At 66.1% G+C, this 26,787-nt stretch carries 28 protein-coding genes and 2 pseudogenes; 23 read left to right on the top strand and 7 right to left on the bottom strand.

The genetic code is table 11. The annotated features are described in order from the left end of the window. Positions 1-34: 34 nt before the first annotated feature. The 12 genes from K883_RS23865 to K883_RS23810 all read left to right on the top strand — a co-directional run bounded on the left by K883_RS23865 (position 35) and on the right by K883_RS23810 (position 11,695). Positions 35-280: a hypothetical protein gene (locus tag K883_RS23865; protein WP_020822918.1), complete on the top strand. Its 246-nt coding sequence runs from the start codon at positions 35-37 to the stop codon at positions 278-280. Beyond that, entirely contained in the window at positions 280-1,200 is a 921-nt protein-coding gene (locus K883_RS23860; RefSeq protein ID WP_014385215.1) for an NADP-dependent oxidoreductase, read from the top strand. The genes K883_RS23865 and K883_RS23860 overlap by 1 nt, the downstream gene beginning before the upstream one ends. Positions 1,201-1,218: 18 nt before the next feature. Continuing rightward, on the top strand, positions 1,219-1,659 hold the full coding sequence (locus tag K883_RS23855; protein ID WP_020822917.1) for a cupin domain-containing protein: 441 nt from the start codon (positions 1,219-1,221) through the stop codon (positions 1,657-1,659). After that, entirely contained in the window at positions 1,646-2,128 is a 483-nt protein-coding gene (locus K883_RS23850) for a hypothetical protein (RefSeq protein ID WP_051197744.1), read from the top strand. The genes K883_RS23855 and K883_RS23850 overlap by 14 nt, the downstream gene beginning before the upstream one ends. Positions 2,129-2,133: 5 nt before the next feature. Continuing rightward, a complete protein-coding gene (locus K883_RS23845) occupies positions 2,134-3,612 on the top strand; it encodes a dihydrolipoyl dehydrogenase family protein (RefSeq protein ID WP_036456183.1) in 1,479 nt (492 codons plus the stop codon). Positions 3,613-3,665: 53 nt separating this feature from the next. Continuing rightward, positions 3,666-4,604 (top strand): NADP-dependent oxidoreductase, encoded by a 939-nt coding sequence (locus K883_RS23840; protein WP_231504896.1) that lies wholly within the window; start codon positions 3,666-3,668, stop codon positions 4,602-4,604. A 31-nt stretch (positions 4,605-4,635) separates the two neighbouring features. Continuing rightward, positions 4,636-5,025: a Rid family hydrolase gene (locus K883_RS23835; RefSeq protein WP_008258020.1), complete on the top strand. Its 390-nt coding sequence runs from the start codon at positions 4,636-4,638 to the stop codon at positions 5,023-5,025. Beyond that, the gene (locus K883_RS23830; RefSeq protein ID WP_020822913.1) at positions 5,022-5,675 is read left to right on the top strand and encodes a nitroreductase family protein; all 654 of its coding nucleotides are present in this window, start codon (positions 5,022-5,024) and stop codon (positions 5,673-5,675) included. Before K883_RS23835 ends, K883_RS23830 begins: the two co-directional genes overlap by 4 nt. Before the next feature lie 88 nt (positions 5,676-5,763). Next, positions 5,764-7,188 carry an MFS transporter gene (locus tag K883_RS23825; protein ID WP_051197742.1) on the top strand — a complete coding sequence of 475 codons (1,425 nt, stop codon included), beginning with the start codon at positions 5,764-5,766 and terminating at the stop codon, positions 7,186-7,188. Then, on the top strand, positions 7,185-8,213 hold the full coding sequence (locus K883_RS23820; protein WP_036456033.1) for a methyltransferase: 1,029 nt from the start codon (positions 7,185-7,187) through the stop codon (positions 8,211-8,213). The genes K883_RS23825 and K883_RS23820 overlap by 4 nt, the downstream gene beginning before the upstream one ends. 117 nt (positions 8,214-8,330) lie before the next feature. Continuing rightward, positions 8,331-8,753 carry an MmpS family transport accessory protein gene (locus K883_RS23815; RefSeq protein ID WP_170320597.1) on the top strand — a complete coding sequence of 141 codons (423 nt, stop codon included), beginning with the start codon at positions 8,331-8,333 and terminating at the stop codon, positions 8,751-8,753. Continuing rightward, positions 8,750-11,695 (top strand): MMPL/RND family transporter, encoded by a 2,946-nt coding sequence (locus tag K883_RS23810; protein WP_020822910.1) that lies wholly within the window; start codon positions 8,750-8,752, stop codon positions 11,693-11,695. Before K883_RS23815 ends, K883_RS23810 begins: the two co-directional genes overlap by 4 nt. Positions 11,696-11,715: 20 nt before the next feature. Here K883_RS23810 and K883_RS23805 read toward each other — a convergent pair whose 3' ends face one another. After that, a complete protein-coding gene (locus tag K883_RS23805) occupies positions 11,716-11,934 on the bottom strand; it encodes a hypothetical protein (protein ID WP_008258009.1) in 219 nt (72 codons plus the stop codon). Positions 11,935-12,239: 305 nt separating this feature from the next. Here K883_RS23805 and K883_RS23800 point away from each other — a divergent pair, with 305 nt between their 5' ends. The 3 genes from K883_RS23800 (at position 12,240) to K883_RS23795 (ending at position 13,637) form a co-directional block, all read left to right on the top strand. Beyond that, positions 12,240-13,010, top strand: coding sequence for an SDR family NAD(P)-dependent oxidoreductase (locus K883_RS23800; RefSeq protein ID WP_020822909.1), 771 nt, complete (start codon positions 12,240-12,242; stop codon positions 13,008-13,010). After that, positions 12,953-13,183: a hypothetical protein gene (locus K883_RS28655; protein ID WP_226057882.1), complete on the top strand. Its 231-nt coding sequence runs from the start codon at positions 12,953-12,955 to the stop codon at positions 13,181-13,183. Before K883_RS23800 ends, K883_RS28655 begins: the two co-directional genes overlap by 58 nt. 67 nt (positions 13,184-13,250) lie before the next feature. Beyond that, complete coding sequence (locus K883_RS23795) at positions 13,251-13,637, top strand: GNAT family N-acetyltransferase (RefSeq protein WP_036456031.1); 387 nt, start codon at positions 13,251-13,253, stop codon at positions 13,635-13,637. Here the strand turns inward: K883_RS23795 and K883_RS27705 are convergent. After that, positions 13,622-13,792 (bottom strand): annotated as a pseudogene (locus tag K883_RS27705) (NAD(P)/FAD-dependent oxidoreductase); the annotation flags it as partial. The gene K883_RS23795 and the pseudogene K883_RS27705 overlap by 16 nt on opposite strands. Before the next feature lie 246 nt (positions 13,793-14,038). Between K883_RS27705 and K883_RS23790 the strand changes: the two are divergent. The 4 genes and pseudogenes from K883_RS23790 to K883_RS28440 all read left to right on the top strand — a co-directional run. Beyond that, positions 14,039-14,569, top strand: a complete 531-nt coding sequence (locus K883_RS23790; RefSeq protein WP_225336669.1) for a cupin domain-containing protein — start codon at positions 14,039-14,041, stop codon at positions 14,567-14,569. 17 nt (positions 14,570-14,586) lie between these two features. Continuing rightward, positions 14,587-15,015, top strand: coding sequence for a Rid family hydrolase (locus K883_RS23785; protein WP_020822905.1), 429 nt, complete (start codon positions 14,587-14,589; stop codon positions 15,013-15,015). A gap of 36 nt (positions 15,016-15,051) precedes the next feature. Continuing rightward, positions 15,052-15,804: an SDR family oxidoreductase gene (locus tag K883_RS23780; protein ID WP_020822904.1), complete on the top strand. Its 753-nt coding sequence runs from the start codon at positions 15,052-15,054 to the stop codon at positions 15,802-15,804. A gap of 20 nt (positions 15,805-15,824) precedes the next feature. Beyond that, positions 15,825-16,229, top strand: a pseudogene (locus tag K883_RS28440) (cupin domain-containing protein); the annotation flags it as partial. Positions 16,230-16,245: 16 nt separating this feature from the next. On the opposite strand, the gene K883_RS23775 reads toward K883_RS28440, so the two are convergent. The 3 genes from K883_RS23775 to K883_RS23760 form a co-directional block, all read right to left on the bottom strand. Beyond that, positions 16,246-16,977: a DUF5666 domain-containing protein gene (locus K883_RS23775; RefSeq protein ID WP_036456180.1), complete on the bottom strand. Its 732-nt coding sequence runs from the start codon at positions 16,975-16,977 to the stop codon at positions 16,246-16,248. Positions 16,978-17,102: 125 nt separating this feature from the next. Continuing rightward, positions 17,103-17,891 (bottom strand): DUF5666 domain-containing protein, encoded by a 789-nt coding sequence (locus tag K883_RS23770; RefSeq protein WP_179945127.1) that lies wholly within the window; start codon positions 17,889-17,891, stop codon positions 17,103-17,105. Positions 17,892-17,964: 73 nt separating this feature from the next. Next, positions 17,965-19,794: an acyl-CoA dehydrogenase gene (locus K883_RS23760; protein ID WP_020822901.1), complete on the bottom strand. Its 1,830-nt coding sequence runs from the start codon at positions 19,792-19,794 to the stop codon at positions 17,965-17,967. Positions 19,795-19,933: 139 nt separating this feature from the next. On the opposite strand from K883_RS23760, the gene trxA reads away from it, so the two are divergent. The 4 genes from trxA (at position 19,934) to K883_RS23740 (ending at position 23,120) form a co-directional block, all read left to right on the top strand. Next, positions 19,934-20,287: a thioredoxin gene (trxA, locus tag K883_RS23755; RefSeq protein WP_014382817.1), complete on the top strand. Its 354-nt coding sequence runs from the start codon at positions 19,934-19,936 to the stop codon at positions 20,285-20,287. Positions 20,288-20,330: 43 nt separating this feature from the next. After that, entirely contained in the window at positions 20,331-21,140 is an 810-nt protein-coding gene (locus K883_RS23750; protein WP_008257990.1) for an enoyl-CoA hydratase, read from the top strand. 27 nt (positions 21,141-21,167) lie between these two features. Further along, positions 21,168-22,805: an ABC-F family ATP-binding cassette domain-containing protein gene (locus K883_RS23745; protein ID WP_020822899.1), complete on the top strand. Its 1,638-nt coding sequence runs from the start codon at positions 21,168-21,170 to the stop codon at positions 22,803-22,805. A gap of 105 nt (positions 22,806-22,910) precedes the next feature. Next, the gene (locus tag K883_RS23740; protein WP_014711979.1) at positions 22,911-23,120 is read left to right on the top strand and encodes a helix-turn-helix domain-containing protein; all 210 of its coding nucleotides are present in this window, start codon (positions 22,911-22,913) and stop codon (positions 23,118-23,120) included. Here K883_RS23740 and K883_RS23735 read toward each other — a convergent pair. Further along, complete coding sequence (locus K883_RS23735; protein ID WP_014711978.1) at positions 23,117-23,701, bottom strand: TetR/AcrR family transcriptional regulator; 585 nt, start codon at positions 23,699-23,701, stop codon at positions 23,117-23,119. The genes K883_RS23740 and K883_RS23735 overlap by 4 nt on opposite strands. Positions 23,702-23,723: 22 nt before the next feature. Next, positions 23,724-26,564 (bottom strand): aconitate hydratase, encoded by a 2,841-nt coding sequence (locus K883_RS23730; protein ID WP_036456027.1) that lies wholly within the window; start codon positions 26,562-26,564, stop codon positions 23,724-23,726. Positions 26,565-26,787 lie beyond the last annotated feature (223 nt).

Genomic DNA, 26,787 nt, shown 5'->3' with positions numbered 1-26,787 from the left:
AATGCTGACTCGACAGCCGGCGAGCGGAGGGCAAGTGCAGTCGACGATGTACCAGATCTGCATTCGAGGCCGCGTGACCGAGCGGCTCGGGTCCGCATTAGAAGGGATGCGCCTCGAGGCCGGTGCGACCGAAACCGTGTTCACCGGTGAAATCCACGACCAGTCACAGCTTTACGGACTTCTCGACCGGGTCCGTGATCTCGGCCTCGAGCTCGTCAGCGTACAACCGCAGCCCGCGACCGACCCGACGACAACCATCCATACCAGGAAGGACCTGTAATGCGAGCCATCACTGTTTCAGATCGTGACGCCGGTGTCGCCGGCCTGTCGCTGACGGACCTGCCCTACCCCCAGGCGGCCGACAACGACGTCGTCGTGAGGGTACACGCCGCCGGTTTCACACCCGGCGAGCTTGACTGGCCGCACACGTGGATCGACCGCTCGGGTCACGACCGGACACCGAGCGTGCCCGGCCACGAACTGTCGGGCGTCGTGGTTGAGTTGGGTTACGGCACCACACTTTTGACCGTCGGCCAGCGGGTGTTCGGACTCGCCGACTGGGCCCGCAACGGCTCGCTGGCGGAGTACGCCGCGGTGGAAGCCCGGAATCTCGCACCGCTGCCGATGGACATCGACCACACCGTGGCCGCGGCGCTGCCGATCTCTGGATTGGCCGCCTGGCAGGGCCTATTCGACCACGGCCGCCTCGCCGCGGGGCAAACGGTTCTGATCCATGGCGCCGCGGGTGGGGTCGGGTCGATCGCGGTGCAGCTCGCCCGCGAGGTCGGTGCGCGCGTCATCGGCACCGGCCGAACCGCAGACCGCGACCGGGCGGAGGAGCTCGGCGTGCACGCCTTCCTCGACTTGGAGACCGAAAAGCTCGAGGACGCAGGCGAAGTCGATGTGGTGTTTGACGTGATCGGCGGGGAGGTCCTCGCCCGATCGGCCGCGCTGGTGCGGGCAGGCGGGACCCTCGTCACCATCGCCGAGCCGCCGAAGACCCAGCCGCACGACGGACGGGCAGTTTTCTTCCTTGTCGAAGCCGACCGCGCCCAGCTCGCCGACCTCGCCGCGCGAGTGCGGGACGGACGCCTCAAGCCGGTCGTGGGCGCGGTCCTGCCGCTCGCCGACGCCGCCACCGCGTTCGCTCCCGGCAAGCGCATCCCCGGCAAGACGATCCTGCGGGTCGTCGAGGACTGAAAAGGGAAGGCGGCCAAAATGGCCCTAAAATCGCTCGCCGCACTGACCGTTGCGGTGATGCTCGCGCCTGCCGCGCACGCCGAGCCGGCGCCAGAGAATTCGGAGCAAGAACCGGTGGTCCGCCCGGTTTTCAATCAACCCACCAATGTGCCGGGCAAATCGCTTGAGGCAGTGAGCGTCAGCTATCCCCCTGGAGCCAAGAGCCGTGCCCACCACCACGCGAAATCGGCGTTCATCATGGCGTACGTGATCTCGGGGGCGATCCGCAGTCAGGTCGAAGGTGAGCCGGCACGCGTCTATCACGTCGGCGAGACATGGAGTGAAGCGCCCGGCGCGCACCACACCGTCAGTGAAAATGCCAGCGCCACCGAACCCGCCGAATTGCTGGCGGTGTTCCTGCTGGACACCGGAGACGGACCGCTCACCACGGACGACAACGCGAGCCATGCGCACGCCTGATCCGATCCGAGTTGTCCGGATGGCACTGCGCGTTTCACTCGCGGCGGCCTTTCTGTCCGCCGTCGCGGACCGATTCGGGTGGTGGGAACCGTTTGGGCAGGGTAGCTGGGGGAGTATGGATCGCTTCGCCGACTATGCCCACCAGCTTGTGCCGTTTGCTTCTGGATGGTCGTTGACCGTCATCGTGTGGGCCGCCACCGCCACCGAAGGGAGCCTGGCGGTCCTGCTCCTGGCCGGCTGGTGGCCGAAACTCGTCGGGGCGGCGACCTGCCTGGTGCTCACCATATTTGGGACCGCGATGGCCGTATCCCTCGGTATCGAGTCACCGCTTAGCTACAGCGTCTTCTCCGCGGCAAGCGCCGCCGCGGCCTACGCCATACTCGGCGCGGCATCGCCGCTGCCCGCCGCTGGCGCCTCATGCAGTCCGGAACCTTCCAACCGTCGCAACCCGGCTCGTTGTAACGGGTGAGCCTGATGAAAGCGAGCAAGGACTTCGACGTGATCGTCATAGGCGGCGGGGTGGCCGGTGTAGCCGCCGTGCGCAAGCTCGCATCCGTGGGCCTGTCGGTAGCGCTCGTCGACGATCGTCTGGTCGGCGGGGAGTGCCATTATTGGGGCTGCAACCCCAGCAAAACACTGCTGCGCCCGATCGAGGTGTTCAATCTCGCGAGGTCGGTTCCAGGTGTGCGAGAAGCTATTTCGGACCAAAAGCTCGACGTTGCCGCCGTCTTCGCGAAACGCGACGCGATCATCGAGCACCTCTCGGACGACGACCGAAGAGCATCGCTACGGCAAGCCGGGGTCGCGGTGTTTCACGGCTTCGGCCGGCTGAGCGGACAACGAACAGTGCGCGTGGCCTACGCCCCGGACGACACCACCGAAGTCGTCCTGACGGCACGCCACGCGGTCGTCGTGGCCACCGGCACTCGTCCCAATGTGCCGGAGGTACCCGGGTTGACGCAAGCACGCCCGTGGACCAATCGGGACCTGACGACCATGACACAGGTGCCACCGCGTGCGCTGGTGGTGGGCGGCGGTCCGGTGGGTGTCGAGTTCGCGACCATCCTCACCGGATTGGGCTCCGCGGTAACACTTCTGGTGCGTGGTGACACCCTGCTTCCCAACTGCGAACCCGAAGCCCGCGAGTTGGTCGCGCAATCACTGCGCAGCCAAGGCGTCACGATTCACTTCGAGACAGAGTTGTCGTCGGTCGCTCGCCCCGTGGCGGGCGGGCCCGTCGCCGCAACGTTCCACCGCCAGACCGTCGAGGTGGACGAGATCGTCCTGGCCGCCGGACGGCGCACCAACACCGACAACATCGGACTGGAAACCCTTGGCCTGCCGCGCGGCGAGATCGTTTCTGTGAACGACCATCTGCAAGCGGTCGGCGTCACCGGCGACTGGCTCTACGCCCTGGGAGATACCACCGGGCGTGCCCGGCTGTCTCATATCTCCACCTACCACGGCCGCGTCGTGGCCGACATCATCGCGGCCCGGGCCGCGGGACGGGAACTGTCCGAGAACGAGTTGACCGCCCACGATGCCGGCAACCTGGCGCAGGTTATCCACACTGACCCTCAAGTGGCGTGGGCGGGGCGAACCGAAAGTCAGGCCCGAGCAGAAGGATTCGCGGTGCGGACGCGGACCGCCCGTTACCCCGGCGCAGTGTCATTCCTCGCCCTATACCGGGATGACTTCCAAGGATGGGCGAAACTGGTCATCAACGACGAGACCGACACATTGCTCGGGGCGACCTTCGTCGGCCCGCAGTTCTCGGAATTGGTTCAAGCGGCCACCCTGGCCATCGTCGCGAAGCTCCCGGTCAGCCTCCTACGCCATGCGGTCGCGCCGCATCCGACGGTCAACCAGGTCTGGGATCCGCTACTGGCCGAAGAGTCCGAACTCGCCCGGCTACTGAAAAACGAGACGCAGAAAGCACAGAAGAGCGCTTGAGCGTTGGAAGGAACCACGATGACCTACGACCGGCCGCCCGTCTCGCCGTGACCATGCTTGTGGCGGGGATCCGCACGCTCGGCGGAAACGTGGAGACGTTCGACGTGGACGCCCCGCGACCCTTGGCGGCCGACGAGGTCCTCATCGACGTTCGCGGCGCCGGGGTCGGCAACTGGGACAACATCGTTCGCTACGGGGGTTGGGACGTTGGCACGGGGCCGCCGCTGGCGCTCGGCGTCGAGGCCGCCGGGGTCATCAAAGCCGTCGGCAACAGCCCGGGCGGATTCGGTGTCGGCGATGAGGTGCTGTGTCACCCTCTGCCGCTGCGCGACCAAGGCGCGTGGGCGCCGCTTCTGATCGCACCCGTCGGATCGCTCGCGCGCAAACCACCCGAGATCCCTTGGGAGACCGCGGCGATCTTTCCGGTGCCGGCGTTGACCGCCGAGCAGGTGGTCGGCGAGGCGTTGGCCCTTCGCGGGGGAGAGACGTTGCTCGTTCATGGCGCGGGTGGGATCACCGGAGGGCTCATTGTCCAGCTGGCCGCCCTGCGCGGAGTCGACGTCCTCGCCACGGCCGGCCCGCGCAGCGCCGTCCGGGTCCGCGGGCATGGGGCCCGCGAAGTCATCGACTACCGCGATCCGCTGTGGCCGCAACACGCAAGGGCGTTGGCGAGGGGCTCTATCGACGCCGTCGCCAACGCGGCCCCCGGGGGTGCCGCCGCGGCGATGACCGCGCTTGCCGACGGCGGCCGACTGGCCACCATCACCCCCGACCCGCCCGCGCCCACCTGCGGGATCGACGTGACGTCGGTTTACGTCCGTTCCGACGCGGCTCAACTCGGCCGCCTCGCCGCGCTACTCGCCTCCCGTCGATTGAGCATGCCGACCCCGCGTTCCTGCGGCCTGGATCAGGCCGCCGCCGCCCTCGCGCACGTGGTCGCGGGCCACGAGGCCGGCGGAGTAGTGATCACGAAAGAAACCTCAGGAAGTTAGCGAAAAGCCCCACCACCGAAGGAGCCTGCAGATGACCACCATTACCCCGATACGCACCGGAGTGGCCGATCACATCGGGCACTACGCCGACGCCGTCGCCGTATCCGGCGGCGGCACACAGATCTTCGTCTCCGGAACACCCGGCGTGCGCGAAGACGGCACGCTGCCCGAGGATTTCACCGAGGAGGCGCGCCAGTGCTGGACCAATGTCGAAAACGCGCTCGGCAAGGCCGGCGCCACGCTCACCGACATTGTCTACATGCGCCAGTGGATCACCAATCGCGACAACGCGGCCGCCTACCTGGCCGTGAGTAAAGAGTTCATCCGCCACCGACCCGGCGGCATGTTCAGCATCATCGACGGACTGGTATGGCCGGACATCCGCGTGGAAGTCGAAGTCATCGCGATCCTGCCGGCATGAGCGATTACTTGTCCACCGACGAACTGCTGACCACGACCCGATCGGTGCGCAGACGACTCGATCTGACCAGACCCGTTCCCCTCGGCCTGATCCGGGAATGCCTCGAGATTGCGGTGCAGGCACCGACATCGGCCAACGTGCAGAACTGGAGCTTCATCGTGGTCACCGACGCCGAACAGCGCCGTGCGATCGCCGATGTATACCGCCGCACCTGGAACCTGATCGCGGCGTCGCCGTTCGCGGTCGCCGATCGGTTCAAGGAGGACCCCGCACGCAATCGCGAGCAACGCAAAGTGTCCGACAGCGCGGCGTACCTCGCCGAGCATTTCGGCGAAGTCCCCGTCTTGATGATCCCGTGCGTCGAGGTGATCGACGGTGACGGCACGCTGACGGCCGAAAACGCCAACCAGTATTGGAGTTCGATCATGCCCGCCACCTGGAGCTACATGCTCGCGGCGCGCTCTCGGGGCCTGGGAACCACGTGGACCGGAGTGACCATCATGGCCGACGACGAGATGCGGGCCATCCTCGGCCTGCCCGACAACGTGTACCACGCCACGACCATCCCCACCGCCTACTACACCGGCACTACCTTCCGCCGTGCCCGACGGGTTCCACTGGATGACGTGCTGCATTTCGACCGATGGTGAGCCGCAACGGGTTTGGCGTCCGGTCGCGATCACGTGCCGAACGGACTCCGCAGTGACGTTGCGCGATGCGGCACCGACAAGTCGCGCGATGGTGGTCGCGGTGATGGTGTCGATGGTCGCGTTCCTCGACTCCACCGTGATCAACCTGGCCTTGCCGGCCACCGAACACGACCTCGGGGGTGGCCTGGTGCTGCAGCAATGGATCGTCGACGGCTACCTGTTGGCGATGGTGGCAGCGATGTTGCCCGGCGGCTCCGTCTCGGACCTGTTCGGGCGCGTTCCGGTGATGCGCTTCGGGCTGCTGGCTTTCGGCGCGGGCTCGGTCCTGGCGGCGGCCGCCACCTCGCCGGCGATGCTGATCGCCGCGCGCCTCGTCCAAGGCCTGGGCGCCGCGTTCCTGGTGCCGGGCTCGCTGGCGCTGATCAACACGGTCTTCGACAAGGCGCAGCGGTCCGCGGCGATCGGCGTCTGGACCGGGTGGACGGGAACCGCCTTCGCTGCGGGCCCCCTGCTGGGCGGACTGTGCGTCGACTTTCTCGGCTGGCGTTGGATTTTCGTATTGTCCGCGATCCCCATGGCGGTCGGCTATGCGCTGACGTTCTGGCTGTGCCCAGTGTCGGGGCGGGTCAAAGGCGCCCGTGTCGATACCGCGGGGGTTGGCCTGTCGGCGGTGGGGCTTGGCGCGACCGTATATGCGTTGATCGAATCCCAACGCGATGGCTGGACCGACCCGGCGGTCCTCGCACCATTGGTGGTCGGGGTCGCCGCCCTGGCCGGCTTCGTGAGCTGGCAACGCCGCAGCAGGTGCCCGATGCTTCCGTTGCCGCTGTTCACCTTTCGCAACTTCGCGGCCGCCAACCTCGTCACCGCCTTCGTCTACGGCGCATTGACGCTGGGATCGCTGGCCGTCGCCCTCTACACCCAGGAAGTCGGCCGGTACTCCGCCACCGCGGCCGGACTGGCCACCCTGCCGATTCCGGCGCTGTCGTTCGTGTTCGCCCGCCATGTCGGTCGCATCGCCGCGCGGGTGGGGCCACGCGCGTTCCTGATCGGGGGGCCCGCCTTGGCTGGGATCGGGCTGCTGCTGATCCGCCCGAAACCTGCTGGATTCCATGCGGTTACCGACCTCGTCCCGGGGATGACTGTCCTAGCCTTAGGACTGGTCGCGACGGTCACACCGCTGACGTCGGTGACACTGGCCTCGGTGCCCACCCAACACAGCGGCCTGGCGTCGGCGATCAACAACGCCGTCTCGCGGCTGGCCGCGCTGATGTCGATCGGGTCCATGGGCCTGATCACCGTCGGCACGGCGAGCGCGGACGGATTCGCCCACGTGTTGGAGGTAAGCGCCGCACTGTTCGGTCTGGGCGCGTTGTGCGCCGCCCTGTTGATATCCAATTCGCCTGCCGGGTGCCGACCAGTCCCATGCGACATCGCGGCGTTGTGCCGGGATCGGCCCGGTGTACAACCCGCCGTGGCCTCGAGTCCGTCTGCCGCGATGGAGGAGACATGACAGCACTACCCGTACCGTCAGGGGCCGACGACCACGAGCGCATGATGACCCTGCTGACCGGTTTCTGGGTCACCCAGATCATCTGTGCGGCAGCGACTTTCAACGTGGCGGATCATCTCGCCGCGGGTACCGACACGGCTGAAGCGATCGCGGCGGAGGAATGCATCGATCCGGACGCCACTCGGAGGCTGATCCGTGCCTGCGCGTCGCTGGGTCTTGTCACGTCGACCGATGGTGTGCGGCTCAGTGGGACGTCCTTGCTCAGCACGCTGCTGCGAGACGACCCGAACTCGTTGCGTGGCATGGTCCTTGCCCAAGCGGCCCCTGGTCATTGGCTGACCTGGGGCCGTTTCCCGGATGCTGTTCGCAGCGGCACCGGCCAGATGGAGGCTGCACACGGCACACCCGGCACGATCTTCGACTATTTGGCCGCGCATCCCGACGAGGCGAGTCATTTCACCGAAGCGATGTCGAATCTCAGTGCGGCCGCTGCGATCGAGATCGCAAAGGTGGTCGATACCCGAGGCGTCAAATACGCGCTCGACGTCGGGGGAGCAAACGGCGAGGTGCTTCGGGCGATGATGCGGGCCAACCCCCACCTGCGCGGTGGCGTCTTCGACTTGCCGCACATCGTGCCCGACGCCGCGACCGCGGCTCGCAAAGAGGGTCTGCAGGAACGACTTACCGCGGTGGGAGGCGACTTTTTCGAGTCTGTACCGCCCTCGGATCTTTATGTGCTCAAATACATCCTGCACGACTGGGACGACCGGAACTGCATACGGATCTTGAGAAACTGCCGTGCCGCCCTCCAAGAGGGTGGGCGGCTCGTCGTTATCGACTATCTCGTCGGAAAATTCGGGCTTCCTGGGCTGCCGGCAATGATGGACATGAACATGTTGGTCATGAATGGTGGTAGGGAACGTGAGATCGCCGAGTTCGACGCGCTCTTCGCCTCCACCGGACTTCGCCGCACGACCGTCGGCCAGGCCGGGCAGTTCGCCGTCATAGAAGCCGTAGCGATCTGAACACGGCAGCGACCCCGGGAATCAACTCGACCGCGATGGCGTTCGGCTAGCCGTGGCGCACGCGAAGAGATGTCTTAATATCAGCCCGTCGAGCATTCCTGATCGGGGGGCACGGTGTTGACGCTTCTCAAGCGGGCATGGGTTCCGCTGGTCGTGGCCGTGGCGCTGGTCATCGGCGGCGTCGCGGTGATCCGACTCAACGGCGTTTTCCCAGGACCCGGGCTGCCCAAGCCCGATCCCCGGGATGCGACCCCGCCGTATGCGGCCAAGACCGCCATCTACGAAATCCTGGGACCGCCCGGGACGACCGGCGTCGTCAACTGGATGGATGCGGAGTCACTGCCGCAGAAGGCCAACTTCACCACCTTGCCGTGGTCGAAGACGATCGTCGCCGAGATGCCCGGCATCTTCGCCTACGTCGTCGCCCAAGGTGACAGTCCCTTCATTGGCTGCCGCATCACCGTCGACGGCAAGTTGGTCGATCAACAACAGGCCACCAACCGCAACGCGCAGGTTTCCTGCTTGGACAAGTCCGCGTGAGCAGCGATAGCAGCGACGCTGACGACACGGCCGAAATCCCCGTCGTGCAGCGCACCGAGGTTGAGCGGAAACCGCGGATCGCCCGCACCCTCCGCGTCCTGGCGCTGCCGATCATCGTGGTCTGGCTGCTGATCGCGATCGGCGTCAACGTCTTCGTCCCACAGCTGGAAAAGGTTGCCGAGGAAGTCTCGGTGCCGCTCTCGCCATCGGACGCGCCTTCGGTGACCGGGATGAAGCATATCGGGGAGAAATTCAAGGAGTACGACTCCGACAACCTCGTCCTGGTAACCCTGGTCGGTGACAAACCCCTCGGCGAGGATGCTCACCGGTTTTACGACGATCTGGTCAAGAAGCTGCAGCAGGACCACGAACACGTCGAGCATGCGCTGAATTTCTGGGGACAGCGATTCACGTCTTCCGGTGTCGAGAGCTACGACCACAAGGCCGCCTATGTTCAGGTCAACCTGCGGGGTGACCAAGGCGGGGCCGTCGGCGACAAATCGGTTGCCGCGGTTCGCAAAATCGTCGCGGACTCGAAACCGCCGGCCGGGGTGAAGGCGTACGTCGCCGGTCAGGGAGCCCTGACCGCCGACACGATCGTCGTCGGCGACGCGAGCCTGGCCAAGATGACGATCATCACCATCATCATCATCGCGATCATGCTGATGTTCGTCTATCGATCCATCGGCACGGTGTTGCTGACGATGGTCATCCTGTTCGTCGGACTGGCCACCGGTCGCGGCGTCGTTGCGCTGCTGGGCGAAACCGGCATCATGGGGCTGTCGACCTTCGCTGTCAACTTGTTGACGGCATTGGCCATCGCCGCCGGCACCGACTACGCCATATTCATGGTCGGCCGCTACCAGGAGGGCCGCGAACGGGGGCTGGATCGCGAAGCCGCCTATTACGACACGTTCGCCGGTGTCACCAAGGTGGTGCTGGGCTCGGGTTTGACGATTGTCGGGGCGCTGGCCTGTCTGAAATTCACCCGGCTGCCGTACTTCAGTTCGCTGGCGTTTCCCTGTGCGGTCGGTCTGCTGGTGGTGGTGGCCGCCGGGGTGACGCTGACGCCCGCGCTGATCGCCTTCGCAAGCGGTTTCGGCCTATTCGACCCGAAGCGCGAGTTCAACTACACGCGGTGGCGCCGTTTGGCGACGGCCATCGTGCGGTGGCCGGCGCCCATCCTCGCTACCTCCGTCATCCTGGCGATCGTCGGCGCAATTGGCTTGATGGGCTTCACTCCTCGCTACAACGACCTGTACTACCTGCCGCCGAGCGCTTCGTCGGTGCAGGCGTACACCGCGGCCGATCAACACTTCACCCAGGCCCGGTTGAACCCGGACCTTCTGATGATCGAATCCGACCACGATCTGCGCAATCCCAGGGACATGCTGGTCCTGGACAAGATCGCCGGCGCCATCTTCCGGGTGCCGGGCATCGAACGGGTGCAGAGCATCACCAGGCCGCTCGGCCCGCCGATTCAAGACGGATCCATTCCGTTCCAGCTCAGTGTGCAAAGCGCGCCGATCCGCAGCAACCTGAACTACCTGAAGGATCGCGTCGCCGACATCAAGAAGATCACCGGTTTCCTCGACACCCAGATCGCGCTGTTGGAGCGTCAGTACGCGGTCACCCAGAAGCTCGCGAACGCCGCGGACGACAGCTCGAAAACCACGGGTGAGACGGCGGCCATCACGGACGAAATCCGGGACCACATCGCGGATTTCGACGACTTCTGGAGACCGATTCGCAGCTACTTCTACTGGGAGAAGCACTGTTACGACATTCCGATCTGCTGGTCGCTACGGTCGCTCTTCGACGCGCTGGACGGGTTCGATCAGCTGGCCGAAAAGTTCCACGCCCTCACCAGCGACCTCACCAACACGGCCAAGGCCACGCGCGAACTGCTGGCGATCATCCCCGAGAACATCGCCGTCTCGAAGTCGATCCGGGATACGACGCTGACGATCTACAGCTCGTTCGACAGCCTGATCGATCAGTTCGACCGGCTGACCGACACGAACGCCGTGATGGGCAAGTCCTTCAACGACGCCCAGGTGGAGAGCCTGTTCTACCTGCCGCCCGAAATCTTCCAGAACTCGGACTTCCAGTTGGGGTTGAGCCTGATGGTGTCGCCGGACGGCAAGGCCGCGCGCTTCATCATCACCCACACCGTGGACCCGGCGACGTCGAAGGGAATCGCGTCCGTCGATCAGGAGCGCCAGGCGGCCAAAGAGGCGCTGAAACTCACTTCGCTGGAGAACGCCGACATCTACCTCGGCGGCACGGCCGCAACGTTTTACGACATCGCGAACGGCGCCAAGTACGACCTGATGATCGCCGGGGTGGCCTCGATCGTGCTCATCTTCATCATCATGGTGATCGTGACCCGCGCGTTGGTCGCGGCGGGCGTCATCGTCGGCACCATCGTGATGTCGCTAGGGGCCGCCTTCGGGTTCTCGACACTGATCTGGCAGCACCTCGGCAATTTCCAGTTGCACTGGGTGGCAACTGAATTCGCGTTGATCGTGCTCTTGGCGGTGGGCTCTGACTACAACCTGATGCTGGTATCCCGAATCGAGGAGGAGATCGGGGCCGGCCTGAAAACGGGACTCATCCGCGGCATGGGCGTGACCGGGCCGGTGGTGACGGCCGCCGGCGTGGTGTTCGCCGTCACCATGGGCACGATGATCACCAGCGATCTCCGGGCGATCGGCCAATTCGGCACGACGATCGGCATCGGCCTGTTGTTCGACACCTTCGTCGTCCGATCGCTCATCACGCCGTCGATCATGACGGTGATGGGACGCTGGTTCTGGTGGCCGAAGCGGGTACGGGTCCGCCCGGCCAGCCAGATGCTTCGGTCGGTCGGACCCCGCCCGCTGGTTCGTGCACTGCTGTACCACCCGCAGCGCGGAGTGCCGTCCGATTCACGGACGTAGCAGCGGGAGGGGCAATCGGTCTACGTTTCGCGATGCGCCGCCATGGCGGCTTCGCGCTGAGCCTTCTCTTTTACGTGGGTCGAACAGCAATGCACGATCTCGCAATGGTAGCGGTCACTGCATTCGTGCGAACAATAGACCGATGCGGCCGGGAGCCAGTCCGGATCGGATAGGTCACGCCGCCGGGCATCCGGGTCGAACGTGTGGCCGCAATGCACGCAGGTCTTGGTCTTGACCATACTGGTCAGGATACGCGCGGCGGCCCTGAATCGGTGCAGGTTTCTTATCGCGAGCGGACAATTTCCGTTCCGCAAAACAGGTGGCGGCCATTTCAAAATAATTTCGTTGCGCTTGCAAATTAACTATCTCCTGAAAACCCAGCCGTCGTCGTCGATTCTCACCGCAAAGTCAATTCACTCACCCGGGTGAATACGGAGCCGGGGCGATGACAGCTCACCCCGCCTGGCCGCAGTCTCACTACAGATCGGACGGGATTGCTACCCCGGTTGGGGGCTCGTCAGGAGAACCGGGAAGGGACCCGAACATGCATTTTGACGGCAAGAAGGTCATCGTTGTCGGGGGCAGTGCGGGCATGGGCCGGCAGGTCGCTCTCGATGTCGTCGACCATGGCGGCAGCGCGGTGATCATCGGACGTTCGAAAGACCGTGTCGATGACACCGTCGCTGAGCTGACGAACCGGCGTGGCCACGCCTGGGGCATCGCCGCCGAACTGACCGACCGCGCCGCGATTGCCGATGTGCAGCGCGCGCTTGCCGAACAGCACAGCGATGCGACCCTGCTGGTCAACGCGGCCGGATTCTTCATCCCCAGGCCGTTTCTCGAGTACGACGCGCAGTTCTACGACTCCTACATGGAGCTCAACTACGCCCTGTTCTTCCTGACCCAGACCGTCGTTGCGGGCATGGTCGCCAAGGGCGAGGGCGGGGCCATCGTCAACATCGGCAGCATGTGGGCGCATCAGGCCGTCGGCCGGACCCCATCGGCGGGGCATTCCATGCAAAAGGCCGGGCTGCATGCGCTCACCCACAACTTGGCCATCGAGCTTGCCGGGCACAAGATCCGCGTCAACGCGGTGGCACCGGCCGCGGTGAAGACCCCTGCCCTCGAGCGATGGGTCCCGAAGGACGAGATCGATGCCACGCTAGAGACGTTCGCGCCGTTTCATCCCTTGGGACGGGTCGGCACCGCCGCCGACGTCGCCAACGCCGTGACGTATCTGCTGTCGGATGAGGCCAGTTGGGTCACCGGCGCAATCCTCAACGTCGACGGCGGCGTCATGGCCGGCCGCAACTGATCGAACGTGCACTGCCGAAAAGCCCATCCGGTGTTAGTCAGTCGCTTCGGGCCGCAGACCGAACTTTGTCCATTGAGCTACGGCAACGTGGCGCACGCTATGGCGTGATCGGGGTGTGCATCGGCTCAGGCCAGGGGGTGGCGGTAGTGGTGGAAAACCCTGATGCGGTGTAGCTTTCGGCGCCCTGGCGCAGGGCTGCGCGGGGTGCCAGTTGTGATGACATGGAAGGGATAGCTGATCGTGAGCGAATCTGCAACGTCGATGGGCAGTATCGAACGCAGTGCCCACGATGGACTACAGACAATCGTCACCGACAACGCCCAAGACAATCGGTTCGAGGCCGCTGTCGACGGCCAGGTGATCGGTCGGCAGCCCTACCGCCGCTACCGCGCGCACATCGTGTTGATGGCCACCGAAGTCGATGCGCCATGGCGTGATCGGGGTGTCTCCTCGGCAATGATCAGTGGTGTGCTCACTCTGATCCGAGGGGCCGGACACACGGTCATTCCGCGGTGCAAGATCACGGCCGACTACATCCTGCGCCATCCCGAATATCGGGACCTGGTTGCCGACCAATATCAGGGATTGCTCCGCCCGGTGTCGCGGCCCGCTCCGGACAGGCCCTGATCGGGCTGCACCGTGATCCGGCCCTTCTCGGTCGGCGGCCGCAGATCTTGGATCAGCGGGGCGCCGGTCACCCCGGTCACTTAGGCGATCGTGCGGGTGTCGATGCGCGAATCATCGCTGAGCACAACGTGATCGGCGTGTGGTCCGGCCACGGTTCGCGAGCGATGCAGATGGAGTCGATGACGCTTCGGCCACAAATGATTCCGCCGGAGCGCAGGCTCATCCATCCACGCTCGGGTCCACTGCGGCGCGCCACTCACCCGGGTGAAGTGGTGGTGGGGGTGATGACAGCTCACCCCGCCTGGTTGCAGTTTCACTGGGAGAAGGACCGGGCAGATTCCGTCTTGAGGGCGGCCGAGCCGGACCTCGATGCGTGGATTGTGAGGGGAAGGAGAAGTGCCGTGGCAACTGACATCTTGAGACCGGGTGGGCCGCCCGCTAGGTCTGTCGGGCGCACCGAAGGCAAGTCGTTGTTCCAAGGCACGATCGGTGTCCGGCACATCCTCGACACGCTGGATGCGGAAGGGCGCTTCTCCGTTCTCGAGCATCCGATGTCACCGCGAGCGCTCGGCGCACCGCTTCATCGCCACCACAACGAAGATGAGTACAGCTGGATCATCGAGGGGCGTGTAGGAGCCTTGCTCGGCGATGAAGTGCTCTATGGCGGGCCCGCCGACTTCATCTTCAAGCCGCGAGGCCAATGGCATACGTTCTGGAATGCGGGTGACGAGCCCGCCCGCATCCTCGAGATCATTTCCCCCGCAGGATTTGAGCAGTTCTTCGACGAGCTCACCGACCTTGGCGGTGTGGACAAGATATCGCCGGAGAGCCTAGACGAACTCTGTGCACGCTACGAGCTGGAGATGGATGTCGACAGTGTCCCCGAACTCTGCAAACGTTTCGGCGTGAAATTCCCCGGTGAGCCCATTTGATGAGAGGGAACCCCCGCATGTCCAAGCCCGAATTCTTCGATACGCCCGGGTACGGCGAGATTGCCCGCACCCGCAACCACTACCGCCAAGCTCTGCGCATCGGCGATCGCATCGAAATCTCCGGGCAGGGCGGCTGGGACGCGAATTTCGCCTTGTCGGTCACCTCCCTGGAGGACGAGATCGACACGGCGTGCGACAACATCGAAAAAACCCTCGCTGAGGCAGGCGCCACCTGGGGCGACGTGGTGAACGTACACTCCTACCATGTCCCCACCGCCGACGATTCCATTGGGAGTCAACACATGTCGTTGATGGTGGATCAGTTCCGCAAGCGGCTCGGTGAACGGCAGCCGCTGTGGACCGCACTGGGCGTCGAGGCCCTCGCACTGCCCGGCCAGCGCGTCGAAATCGAGGTCGTCGCCATCGCCGGATTTGGCAGCAAGTAGACCGGTTCGGTCAAGACCAACCCTGAAAGGTCCAGCATGAAGATCGTGGTCATCGGCGGTCGTGGGCTTATCGGCTCGAAGGTGGTGAGCCAACTCAGCGCGCAAGGACACGACGTGCTCGTCGCCTCCCGCCGATCGGGTGTCGATTCACTCACCGGTGAAGGCCTGGCCGACGCCGTCACAGGTGCGGACGTCCTGGTCGACGTCGCCGATTCGCCGGTGTTCGACGATGAACCCGTGATGCACTTCTTCACCACCGCGACCGCGAATCTTCTCGCCGCCGAACGGGAAGCGGGGGTCAAACACCATGTCGCGTTGTCCGTGGTGGGTGCGCAGAGCATGCCGGATAGCGGCTACAACACCGCGAAAGCGGCTCAGGAGAACCTGATCAAGGATTCGGGCGTGCCTTATTCGATCGTGCGAGCAACTCCGTTCTACGAATTCGCGGCCGGCTTGGCCGATTCCGCCACGGACGGAGAAATTGTCAGGTTGCCACCCGCGCTGTTCCGTCCCATCGCCGCCGACGACGTCGCCACCGCCGTGGCCCGCGCGGCGGTCGAGCCCCCGAGCAACGGCGTGACGGAGATCGCCGGACCCGAAGCGATGAAAATGGACGACTTTGTCCGCGCGGGCCTTGCCGCCAAAGGGGATCGACGCCGGGTCGTGACCGACGCCGAGGCCCCGTACTTCGGTGCGGTGATCGACGATCAGACCCTCGCGCCCGACGACAACGCAACCATCTTCACCACTCGATACTCCGACTGGATCGATGCACGTCGCGCGTCGTAACCCCAAAGTTGAGGCAGCGAATGTTGTTGGATGCGAACGACTCCGAACCGAAATCAACGATCACCGTGCTGCAGGAAGTACGGTCGCCGTCGATTCCGGCCGACGCCCACGTGCTGACCGTCCTCATCAACCATCCACCCGGCGCCCCCGGAAACCCGCCACATCGGCTTCCCGGCGGACCGGGATTCGGGTACATGATCGACGGGGAGATGCTGTTCGAGATCGAAGGTGAAGCGCCCCGCGTCCTCCGCGCGGGGGACGCGTTCTGGGGGGCCGGCGGCGACGTGATCCACTACCGGGACGCGAACAACCGCGCTGACATTCCTTGTAGCTTCGTCCTCACGTTGCTGTGTGTGCCGGGGCGACCGTTGCGCGAATGGGTTACCCAAGAGGAGCTCGAGGCGCGAAAGGGACTGCGGGTCAACGATTCGCGCTCCACCGCTAAAGGTGGAACGGCAGGTGGGGCAGATGCAGGTGGTGGTGCGGGTGGCCCATGGGCGGGCACGTCTCCAAGCTGATCATCGCCGCGTGCAGCACACCGCCGTCTTGAGTTCCGTTCGCCCCCAGGCATTTACCGTTGGTGATCGCCTGGGCGTCCGACGGTGTCTGCCGTTGGTATGAGGTCGAGTCGGTGACGGTCACGGTGGCGGGCGCGCCCGGGCCGCCGGGGCCCAGCCCGGTGACGGTGATGGTGTTGCCCGACACCGAGGCAACCGTCCCGTAGAACCCGGCCGGCGGCGGGCACTTGCCGTCCGCGGACGCGGTGACCGTCACCGATTGCGCGGTGACCGTCCCGGGGGTCGGCGCGCTCTGCGGGGTGGCGCGGACGTTGACGCAGCTGCCGGGGGTCACGTCAGCCAGCTTGGCCGGGGTGACCTGGACGACCCTCGTCTCGGGCGTGTAATCCACACTCGCGGAGCCGGTTCGCGTCCGCAGCGCGATCGTGCCACCCGACACCGACTGGACCATGCCCTCGACGTAATCCTTGCCGACCGGCGGCGGTGGCGGCGCCGGCGGCGGCGCCGCGCTCGGTGCGGCGCTGGGCGGGACGGCCGTGACGGTGGGGGGCGCGCTGCTGCCCGACGTGTCGCGCGGGGAGTCGCACATGGCCACGCACAAAGCGATGAAGGCGATCACCGCGCCGATCGCGATCTGCGTCGGCCGGGGTTTCAGTGAAGCGGCACGCACTGACTCTTCTCCATCGCATGTTGCGCCGTCGGGGCCAATCACCCCCGGCGAGCGCGGTTTTCACCACGCCCGCCGGGGGTGACGGCAACCTCAGCTGGCTCGAGCCGGGGTCAGCCACCCTGGCCGGGCTGCTTGGGCTTACCGCATTTGCCGTCGACGGCTTGTCGTAGCTTGATGCTCGTCGCCTGCAGCGCGCCGCCGTTGTCCGTGGTTCCGCGCGCGGACAGGCACTTGCCCGGCGCGATCGCGTCGGTGTTCGCGCTGGTCTGCTTGGTGTATTTGGTCTTGTCGTCGACCGTGACCGTCGTCTGCGTGGTGTTTCCGCTGGCATCCGTGCCGGTCAGGTTGATGGTGTTGCCCGACACCGACGCCACCGAACCCCGCACCCAGGCCGGCTTGGCGGGGGCCGGCGACGGCGAGCCGGAGGGCGGTGTGCTGCTGGCCCCGCCGGGGGTGGACTCGTGCGGTTTGGGGCAGGTGCCGTTGACGGACTCGCTGATCTTGACCTTCGCGGCCGTCACCGGCTGCCCGGGCGCCGATCCCTCGGTGGGCTTCACGCTGAGGCAGCTGCCTTGGGTCACGTCGGGCAGGCCGGCCGGAACGGCCTCGGTGATCTTGGTGGTCGAGGTGAAGTTCACCGCGGCGGTCGCGTTGTCTTCCTTGGTGACCTGGATGGAGTTACCGGCCACCGACGCGATCAGGCCGCTGACCTTAGCTTCGGCGTTCGGGGTGGACGAGGGGGCCGCCGAGGTCACGGTGGACGTCGACGTCGAGGTCGAGGTGGAGGTGGAGCTGGACTTGTTCGACGAGCCGCAGGCGGACAGGGACAGGGCGGTGGCCCCCGCGACCGCGAATACCGCGAAGCGCGTGAGCCGGGGCACGGCACAGCTGGCAGACATCAACGTTTCTCCATTCGTCGGTGAGAGCGAACGTCATGGTTTACCCATTTGAGCTGTGCGTAACCTGTGACCGTCAGAAGGCCTCTTCGGGCACCCTCATGATCTCGTCGTCGATGGCCTCGATGACCGTGCGCAGGGAGGTCAGCTTCGGCAACATGTTCTTGGCGAAGAACGTCGCGGTCGCGACCTTGCCCTGATAGAACGGTTCGTCATCGCCCGCCGCGCCGTCGGTCAGCGCGCGGTGTGCGACGCCGGCCTGCACCAGCAATCGCCAGCCGATCAGCAGATCGCCGACGGCGAGCAGAAACCGCACCGAGGCCAGCCCCACCTTGTAGATGTCGGTGGGCTGTTGGGCGGCGGACATCAGATACCCGGTCAGTGCGCCCGTCATCGCCGTGACGTCGTCGTACGCGGTCTGCAGGAGTTGGGCGACCGGCTTGAGGGCCTCGTCGCAGTCGTCGATGGTCGCGGTGATCTGAGTCGTCAGGAACTGCAGGGCCTGGCCCCGATCGCGCACGATCTTGCGGAAGAAGAAGTCGAGCGCCTGGATGGCGGTGGTGCCCTCGTAGAGCGAGTCGATCTTGGAATCGCGGATGTACTGCTCGAGCGGGTAGTCGGCCAAAAAGCCCGAACCGCCCAGCGTCTGCAGCGATTCGGTCAGCACCTCATACGCCCGCTCCGAGCTCACCCCCTTGACGATGGGCAGCAGCAGATCGTCGATCCGGTGCGCCATGTCGTGATCGGCGCCCGAAACACGTTGGGCCACTGCGTCGTCCTGGTGTGCGGCGGCGTACATGTAGAGCGCCCGCAGGCCCTCGGCGTAGGCCTTCTGGGTCATCAGGCTGCGGCGCACGTCGGGGTGGTGAATGATCGTGACCCGCGGCGCGGTCTTGTCGGACATCTGCGTCAGGTCCGCACCCTGCACCCGCTCCTTGGCGAAAGCCAGCGCGTTCAGATAACCGGTGGACAGCGTGCCGGCGGCCTTGACGCCGATCGTCATGCGCGCGTGCTCGATCACGGTGAACATCTGCGCGATGCCCCGGTGCACGTCGCCGACCAAGTAGCCGACGGCGGGCACATCGGTTGCGCCAAAGGTCAATTCGCACGTGGGTGAGGACTTGATGCCCATCTTGTGTTCCAGGCCGGTGACGAAAACCCCGTTGCGCGAACCGAGTTCGAATGTGTCCGGGTCGAACAGATAGTTGGGCACATAGAACAGGCTCAGGCCTTTGGTGCCCGGACCCGCGCCCTCGGGGCGGGCCAGCACCAGGTGGAAGATGTTCTCGGCGGTGTCGCCCACGTCGCCGCCGGAGATGAAGCGCTTGACGCCCTCGATGTGCCAGGTGCCGTCGGGCTGTTCGAAGGCCTTGGCGCGTCCGGCGCCGACGTCAGAACCCGCGTCGGGTTCGGTGAGCACCATGGTGGCCGCCCAGCCGCGCTCGACGCCCTCGGCGGCCCAGCGCCGCTGCTGCTCGTTGCCCTCGATGTACAGGGCCTGGGCCATCAACGGGCCGAGGCAGAAGAAGTTCGCCGACGGGTTGGCGCAGATGATCATCTCGTTGACCCCCCACGCCAGCGGCGGGGGTGCGGCCATGCCGCCGATCTCCTCGGCCAGCATCAACCGCCACCAGCCGGCCTCCTTGATCGCCTGCACCGTCTTGGCCAGTTCGTCGGGCACGCTGATGGTGTGCTCGGCCGGGTCGAACTCCGGCGGGTTGCGGTCGGCGAAGGCGAAGGATTCGGCGACCGGGCCCTCGGCCAGGCGGGCGGCCTCGGCCAATATCGTGCGGACCGTCTCCTCGTCGAGTTCGCTGTAGCCCCCGGTGCCCAGGACGGCGCCGATGTCGAGGACCTCGAAGAGGTTGAACTCGAGATCACGGACGTTTGCGATGTAGTGGCCCAACGCGATTCCCTCACTGGTTCATTGGGGCGGCGGATGGTCAGGCCCAGTCTGTCGGACGCGGGAAAACGTACGCAACCGTAACCAGCGCCGGGCGCGGCGGGGCGGGAACACCGTGTCGGCGCCGGGCGTTATGGCAAATGTGACAACACTCGATCTCACCGCTGAGAAGTTCAACGAAACCATCGAGGGCAACGACATTGTGCTCGTCGACTTCTGGGCGTCCTGGTGTGGTCCATGCCGCCAGTTCGGCCCCACGTTCCAGGCCTCCTCGGAGAAACATCCCGACATCGTGCACGCCAAGGTCGACACCGAGGCCGAACAGCAGCTGGCCGCGGCCGCCCAGATCCGGTCCATCCCCACGCTGATGGCCTTCAAGAAGGGCAAACTGCTGTTCAACCAGCCGGGTGCGCTGCCTCCCGCCGCCCTGGAGGACCTGGTTCAGCAGGTCCGGGCCTTCGACATCGACGCCGCCGAAGCCGGCCCGGCCGAATAAGCGCGACGCCGCGCCGGCGTCGGCCACGCGCTAGGTTGCATGGGTGAGTTTGGTACTGGTAGACCACCCGCGGCCCGGCGTCGCGCTGATAACCCTCAACCGGCCCGAGCGGATGAACTCCATGGCGTTCGACGTCATGGTCCCGCTCAAGGAGGCCCTGGAAAAGGTCAGGTACGACAACGCGGTGCGCGTCGTCGTCCTCACCGGGGCCGGCCGGGGCTTTTCCTCGGGGGCTGATCACAAGTCCGCTGGTTCGGTGCCCCACGTCGAGGGGCTGACCCGCCCCACCTATGCGCTGCGCTCCATGGAGATTCTCGACGAGGTCATCCTGGGTTTGCGCCGGCTGCACCAGCCGGTGATCGCCGCGGTCAACGGCCCCGCCATCGGCGGCGGCCTGTGCCTGGCGCTGGCCGCCGACATCCGCGTGGCCTCCACCACCGCCTACTTCCGCGCCGCCGGCATCAACAACGGGCTGACGGCCAGCGAACTGGGATTGTCCTACCTGCTGCCGCGGGCCATCGGGTCGTCGCGGGCGTTCGAGATCATGCTGACCGGGCGCGACATCACCGCCGAGGAGGCCGAGCGCATCGGGCTGGTGTCCTGCCAGGTGCCCGACAAGCAGTTGCTGGACACCTGCTACGCCATCGCCGCGCGGATCGCGGCGTTCTCGCGGCCGGGCGTCGAGTTGACCAAGCGCACGCTGTGGAGTGGACTGGACGCCGGTAGCCTGGAAGGGCACATGCAAGCCGAAGGCTTGGGACAGCTTTTCGTCCGCCTGCTCACCGCCAACTTCGAAGAAGCGGTTGCCGCACGCGCAGAACGACGACCAGCGGTATTCACCGACGACAAATAGGCGTCTTTTCAACTCGGGAGAGCGATCGTGATCACGGCCACGGACCTGGAGGTCCGCGCTGGCGCGCGCATCCTGCTCTCGCCCGACGGCCCCGACCTGCGGGTCCAGCCCGGCGACCGCATCGGCCTGGTCGGCCGCAACGGCGCCGGCAAGACCACCACCCTGCGCATCCTGGCGGGGGAGACCGAGCCGTACGCCGGGTCGATCACCCGCATCGGCGAAATCGGTTATCTGCCACAGGATCCCAAAGAGGGCGACCTCGACGTGCTGGCCCGCGACCGGGTCCTGTCGGCCCGCGGGTTGGACGTGTTGCTCACCGACCTGGAAAAGCAGCAGGCGTTGATGGCCGAGGTCGCCGACGACGACGCCCGCGACCGCGCGATCCGCCGGTACGGGCAGCTCGAGGAGCGTTTCGTGGCCCTGGGCGGCTACGGCGCGGAGAGCGAAGCCAGCCGCATCTGCGCCAGTCTCGGCCTGCCGGAACGGGTGCTGACCCAGCAGCTGCGCACCCTGTCCGGGGGGCAGCGCCGCCGGGTGGAATTGGCGCGCATCCTGTTCGCCGCCTCCGAGGGCGGAGCGGGAACGTCGGGCTCGGAGACCACGCTGTTGCTCGACGAGCCCACCAACCACCTCGATGCGGATTCCATCGGCTGGTTGCGCGATTTCCTGCGGGCCCACACCGGCGGGCTGGTGATCATCAGCCACAACGTCGAATTGCTCGCCGACGTCGTCAACCGGGTGTGGTTTCTGGATGCCGTGCGCGGCGAGGCCGACGTCTACAACATGGGCTGGCAGAAATACCTCGACGCGCGCGCGACCGACGAGCAGCGCCGCCGCCGGGAGCGCGCCAACGCCGAACGCAAGGCCGCCGCGCTGCGCACCCAGGCCGCGAAGCTCGGCGCCAAGGCCACCAAAGCCGTTGCGGCCCAGAACATGTTGCGCCGCGCCGACCGGATGATGGCCGCGCTCGACGAGGAGCGCGACGCCGACAAGGTGGCCCGCATCAAGTTCCCGACGCCGGCCGCGTGCGGGCGCACACCGCTGGTCGCCAAGGGGCTGAGCAAGTCCTACGGGTCGCTGGAGGTGTTCACCGGCGTCGATCTGGCGATCGACCGCGGCTCGCGGGTGGTGGTGCTGGGGCTCAACGGCGCCGGCAAGACCACACTGCTGAGGCTGCTGGCCGGCACCGAGGCCCCCGACACCGGAGGGCTCGAGCCCGGGCACGGCCTGCGGATTGGCTACTTCGCGCAGGAGCACGACACCCTCGACAACGACGCGAGCGTGTGGGACAACATCCGCCACGCCGCACCGGATTCGGGCGAGCAGGACCTGCGCGGCCTGCTGGGCGCGTTCATGTTCAGCGGTCCGCAGCTCGACCAATTGGCGGGCACGCTGTCCGGCGGTGAGAAAACGCGGCTCGCGCTGGCCGGTTTGGTGGCGTCGACCGCCAACGTCTTGTTGCTCGACGAACCGACGAACAACCTCGATCCGGCGTCGCGCGAACAGGTGCTCGACGCGCTGCGCAGTTACCAGGGGGCGGTGGTGCTGGTGACGCACGACCCCGGCGCCGCCGAGGCCCTCGACCCGCAACGGGTGGTGCTGCTGCCGGACGGCACCGAGGACTACTGGTCCGACGAATACCGGGATCTCATCGAGCTCGCCTGATTTTGCGAGCCGCGGCCCCAAGGCGATTTGGCGAAATTCGCCCGCGGCCGACGACGGCTTCTTACTCTAGGTTTCTTGCGGTCGTGTCCCGGTCTCGGAGGAGCCATGAGAAGAGCAACGCACAGGTCGGCCAAGGCGCGCGACCAGTTGTTGGACGAGCTACGCCACGCCTACGAAGGCGGGGCCAGCATCCGCAGCCTGGTTGCCACGACCGGTAGGTCGTACGGGTCGATCCACAGCCTGCTGCGGGAGTCGGGTACCACGATGCGCAGCCGCGGCGGCCCCAACCGGACCGCGAAGGCGGCGCGGGCCTAACCTCGAGAACCTCCAAAATCACTGCGCCGCATCGAGTTCTCGACCAGGTCGAGCACCGAGGCCAGGCGTTGCGGGTCCTCGCCGGACGCCAACCGCGCCACCAGGCCGTCGAGCACCAACTCCAGATAGCACTGCAGTACGTCGCCGGGCACGTCGTCGCGCACCCGGTGCGCCTCCGTCTGCCGGCGCAACCGATCGGTGGTCGCCGCCGCCAGCTCGGCCGAACGCTCGGCCCAGCCGCGGCTGAACGCGGGATCGTTTCGCAGCTTGCGGGCGATCTCCAATCTGGTGGCCAGCCAGTCGAACTGGTCGGGCGCGGCCAGCATGTCCCGCATCACCTGGATCAGTCCCGCGCGGGAGGCCACGTCGGCCATCCGCTCGGCGTCCTCGTGGGCGAGTGCGAAAAACAGCGCGTCCTTGTCCCGGAAATGGTGGAAGATGGCGCCGCGCGACATCCCGATCGCCTTCTCCAGGCGGCGCACAGTCGCCTTGTCGTAGCCGAATTCGGCAAAGCAGCGGCGGGCGCCGTCGAGGATCTGGCGGCGGCGAGCCGCCAGATGGTCCTCGCTGACTTTGGGCACGAGTGGCTGGGCCGGTCTCGCGCTAGTCCGACTTCTGGCCCGACTTCAGCATGTTGCGCAGCACGTACTGCAGGATGCCGCCGTTGCGGTAGTAGTCGGCCTCGCCGGGGGTGTCGATGCGCACCACCGCGTCGAACTCCACTGCGTCCGAACCGTCCTTGCTTGCCTTGACCTTCACCGTCTTCGGCGTCTTGCCGTCGTTGAGCGCCTCGATACCGGTGATGTCGAACACCTCGGTGCCGTCCAGCCCCAGATCCTTGGCGGACTTGCCGTCGGGGAACTGCAACGGGATCACGCCCATACCGATCAGGTTGGACCGGTGGATCCGCTCGAAGGACTCGGCGATCACCGCGCGCACCCCGAGCAGCCGGGTTCCCTTGGCCGCCCAGTCACGCGACGAGCCCGACCCGTACTCCTTGCCGCCCAGCACCACCAGCGGAATGTCTTGCGCCGCATAGTTTTGCGCCGCGTCGTAGATGAACGCCTGCGGCGCGTCATCCTGGGTGAAGTCGCGGGTGTAACCGCCGGACACGTCGTCGAGCAGCAGGTTGCGCAGCCTGATGTTGGCGAACGTGCCACGGATCATCACCTCGTGGTTGCCGCGCCGCGAGCCGAAGGAGTTGAAGTCCTTGCGCTCCACGCCGTGGTCCTCGAGGTACTGCGCCGCCGGGGTGCCCGGCTTGATGCTGCTGGCGGGGGAGATGTGGTCGGTGGTCACCGAATCGCCCAGCAGCGCCAGCACCCGCGCTCCGGTGATGTCGGTGACCGGCTCGGGCTCGGCGGGCATGCCCTCAAAGTAGGGGGGCTTGCGCACGTACGTCGAATCCGGGTCCCACTCAAAGGTGTTGCCGCTCGGCGTGGGCAGGTTGCGCCAGCGCTCGTCGCCCTTGAACACGTCGGCGTAGTTCTTGGTGAACATCTCCTGGTTGATCGCCGAGGCGATGGTGTCTGAGACGTCCTGCTGGGACGGCCAAATGTCTTTCAGGAAGACGTCATTGCCTTCCTTGTCCTGGCCCAGCGGCTCCTCGTCGAAGTCGAAGTCCATGGTGCCGGCCAGTGCGTAGGCCACCACCAACGGCGGCGACGCCAGGTAGTTCATCTTGACGTCGGGGTTGATGCGGCCCTCGAAGTTGCGGTTGCCCGAGAGCACCGCGGTGACCGAAAGGTCGTTGTCGTTGATCGCCTTCGAGATCTCCTCGGGCAGCGGCCCGGAGTTACCGATGCAGGTGGTGCAGCCGTAGCCGACCAGATAGAAGCCCAGCTTCTCGAGATACGGCCACAGGCCGGCCTTGTCGTAGTAGTCGTTGACGACCTGGGAGCCGGGCGCCATGGTGGTCTTCACCCACGGCTTGGACGCCAGCCCCTTCTCGACGGCGTTGCGCGCCAGCAGTGCGGCGCCCAGCATCACCTCGGGGTTGGAGGTGTTGGTGCACGACGTGACCGCGGCGATCACCACCGCGCCGTGGTCGAGCACGAACTCGCCGAGCTCGTCGGACTTCACCGTCACCGGGTTGCTCGGGCGCCCATTGGCATGCGCCGCGGCCGACTTCGCCTCGGGCACGTCGTCGGCGTGGCCGTTGGTCGGGGACCCCGGGTCACTGGCCGGGAACGTCTCCTCGACCACCTCGTCCAGCTTCGAGTAGCCCTGCTGGCCGTCCTGGTCGCCGACGTAGTTGGGGATCTGGTCGCGGAACGTGGACTTGGCTTCCGACAACACGATTCGGTCCTGCGGGCGCTTGGGCCCGGCGATCGACGGCACCACATCGGAGAGGTCGAGTTCGATGTACTCGGAGTACTCGGGCTCGTGCTTCGGGTCGTGCCACATGCCCTGTTCCTTGGCATAGGCCTCGACCAGCGCCAGCTGCTCGTCGGAGCGGCCGGTGAAGCGCAGGTAGGAGATGGTCTCCTCGTCGACCGGGAAAATCGCTGCGGTGGAACCGAATTCGGGGCTCATGTTGCCCAGGGTGGCTCGGTTGGCCAGCGGCACCTCGGCCACGCCCTCGCCGTAGAACTCGACGAACTTGCCGACCACTCCGTGCTGGCGCAGCATTTCGGTCACGGTCAGCACGACGTCGGTCGCCGTCACGCCGGGCTGGATCTCGCCGGTCAGCTTGAAGCCGACCACGCGGGGGATCAGCATCGATACCGGCTGGCCGAGCATCGCGGCCTCGGCCTCGATGCCGCCCACGCCCCATCCGAGCACGCCGAGGCCGTTGACCATCGTGGTGTGCGAGTCGGTCCCCACGCAGGTGTCGGGGTAGGCAGTGATATTTCCCGCGTCGTCTGCGCGGGACATCACGACGCTGGCGAGGTATTCGATGTTGACCTGGTGCACGATGCCGGTGCCCGGGGGCACTACCTTGAAGTCCTGGAACGCGCCCTGGCCCCAGCGCAGGAACTGGTAGCGCTCCCCGTTGCGCTGGTACTCGATCTCGACGTTGCGCTCGAACGAGTCGGCGGTGCCGAACAGGTCGGCGATCACGGAGTGGTCGATCACCAGGTCGGCCGGCGCGAGCGGGTTGACCTTTTCCGGGTCGCCGCCGAGCTCGCCGATCGCCTCGCGCATGGTGGCCAAGTCGACGATGCACGGCACGCCGGTGAAGTCCTGCATCACGACGCGCGCCGGGGTGTACTGGATCTCAATGCTGGGCTCCGCCTTGGGATCCCAGTTCGCGATGGCCTCGATGTGGTCCTTGGTGATGTTGCTGCCGTCCTCGTTGCGCAGCAGGTTCTCGGCCAGCACTTTGAGGCTGTAGGGGAGCTTCTCGGTATTGGGGACGGCGTCGAGGCGATAGATCTGGTAACTCTTGTCGCCGACCTCGAGGGTGTTGCGGGCTCCGAATGAGTTCACAGAATCAGTCACTTCAACTCCCAAGGATTTAGTTCTCCCGCCGACGGGCTGGTGTCGGCGGATCGTCCAAAACGATCATGCAACTTTAACAGTACGCTTGTCCTGCATTACGACGGCAGTCCTGATTGCAGTCTTATCGCGGTGGCCACCGGTTTAAACCTCCGCGCCCGCCCCAATCTCGTCGAGATACCGCACGCGGTGCGGTGCCCGCGCGTCGCGTACGGTGCCTCTAGCA

Source organism: Mycobacterium sp. TKK-01-0059 (genome assembly GCF_000709305.1).
Taxonomy (GTDB): domain Bacteria; phylum Actinomycetota; class Actinomycetes; order Mycobacteriales; family Mycobacteriaceae; genus Mycobacterium; species Mycobacterium intracellulare.
This window is presented reverse-complemented; position numbering and strand designations above follow the sequence as displayed.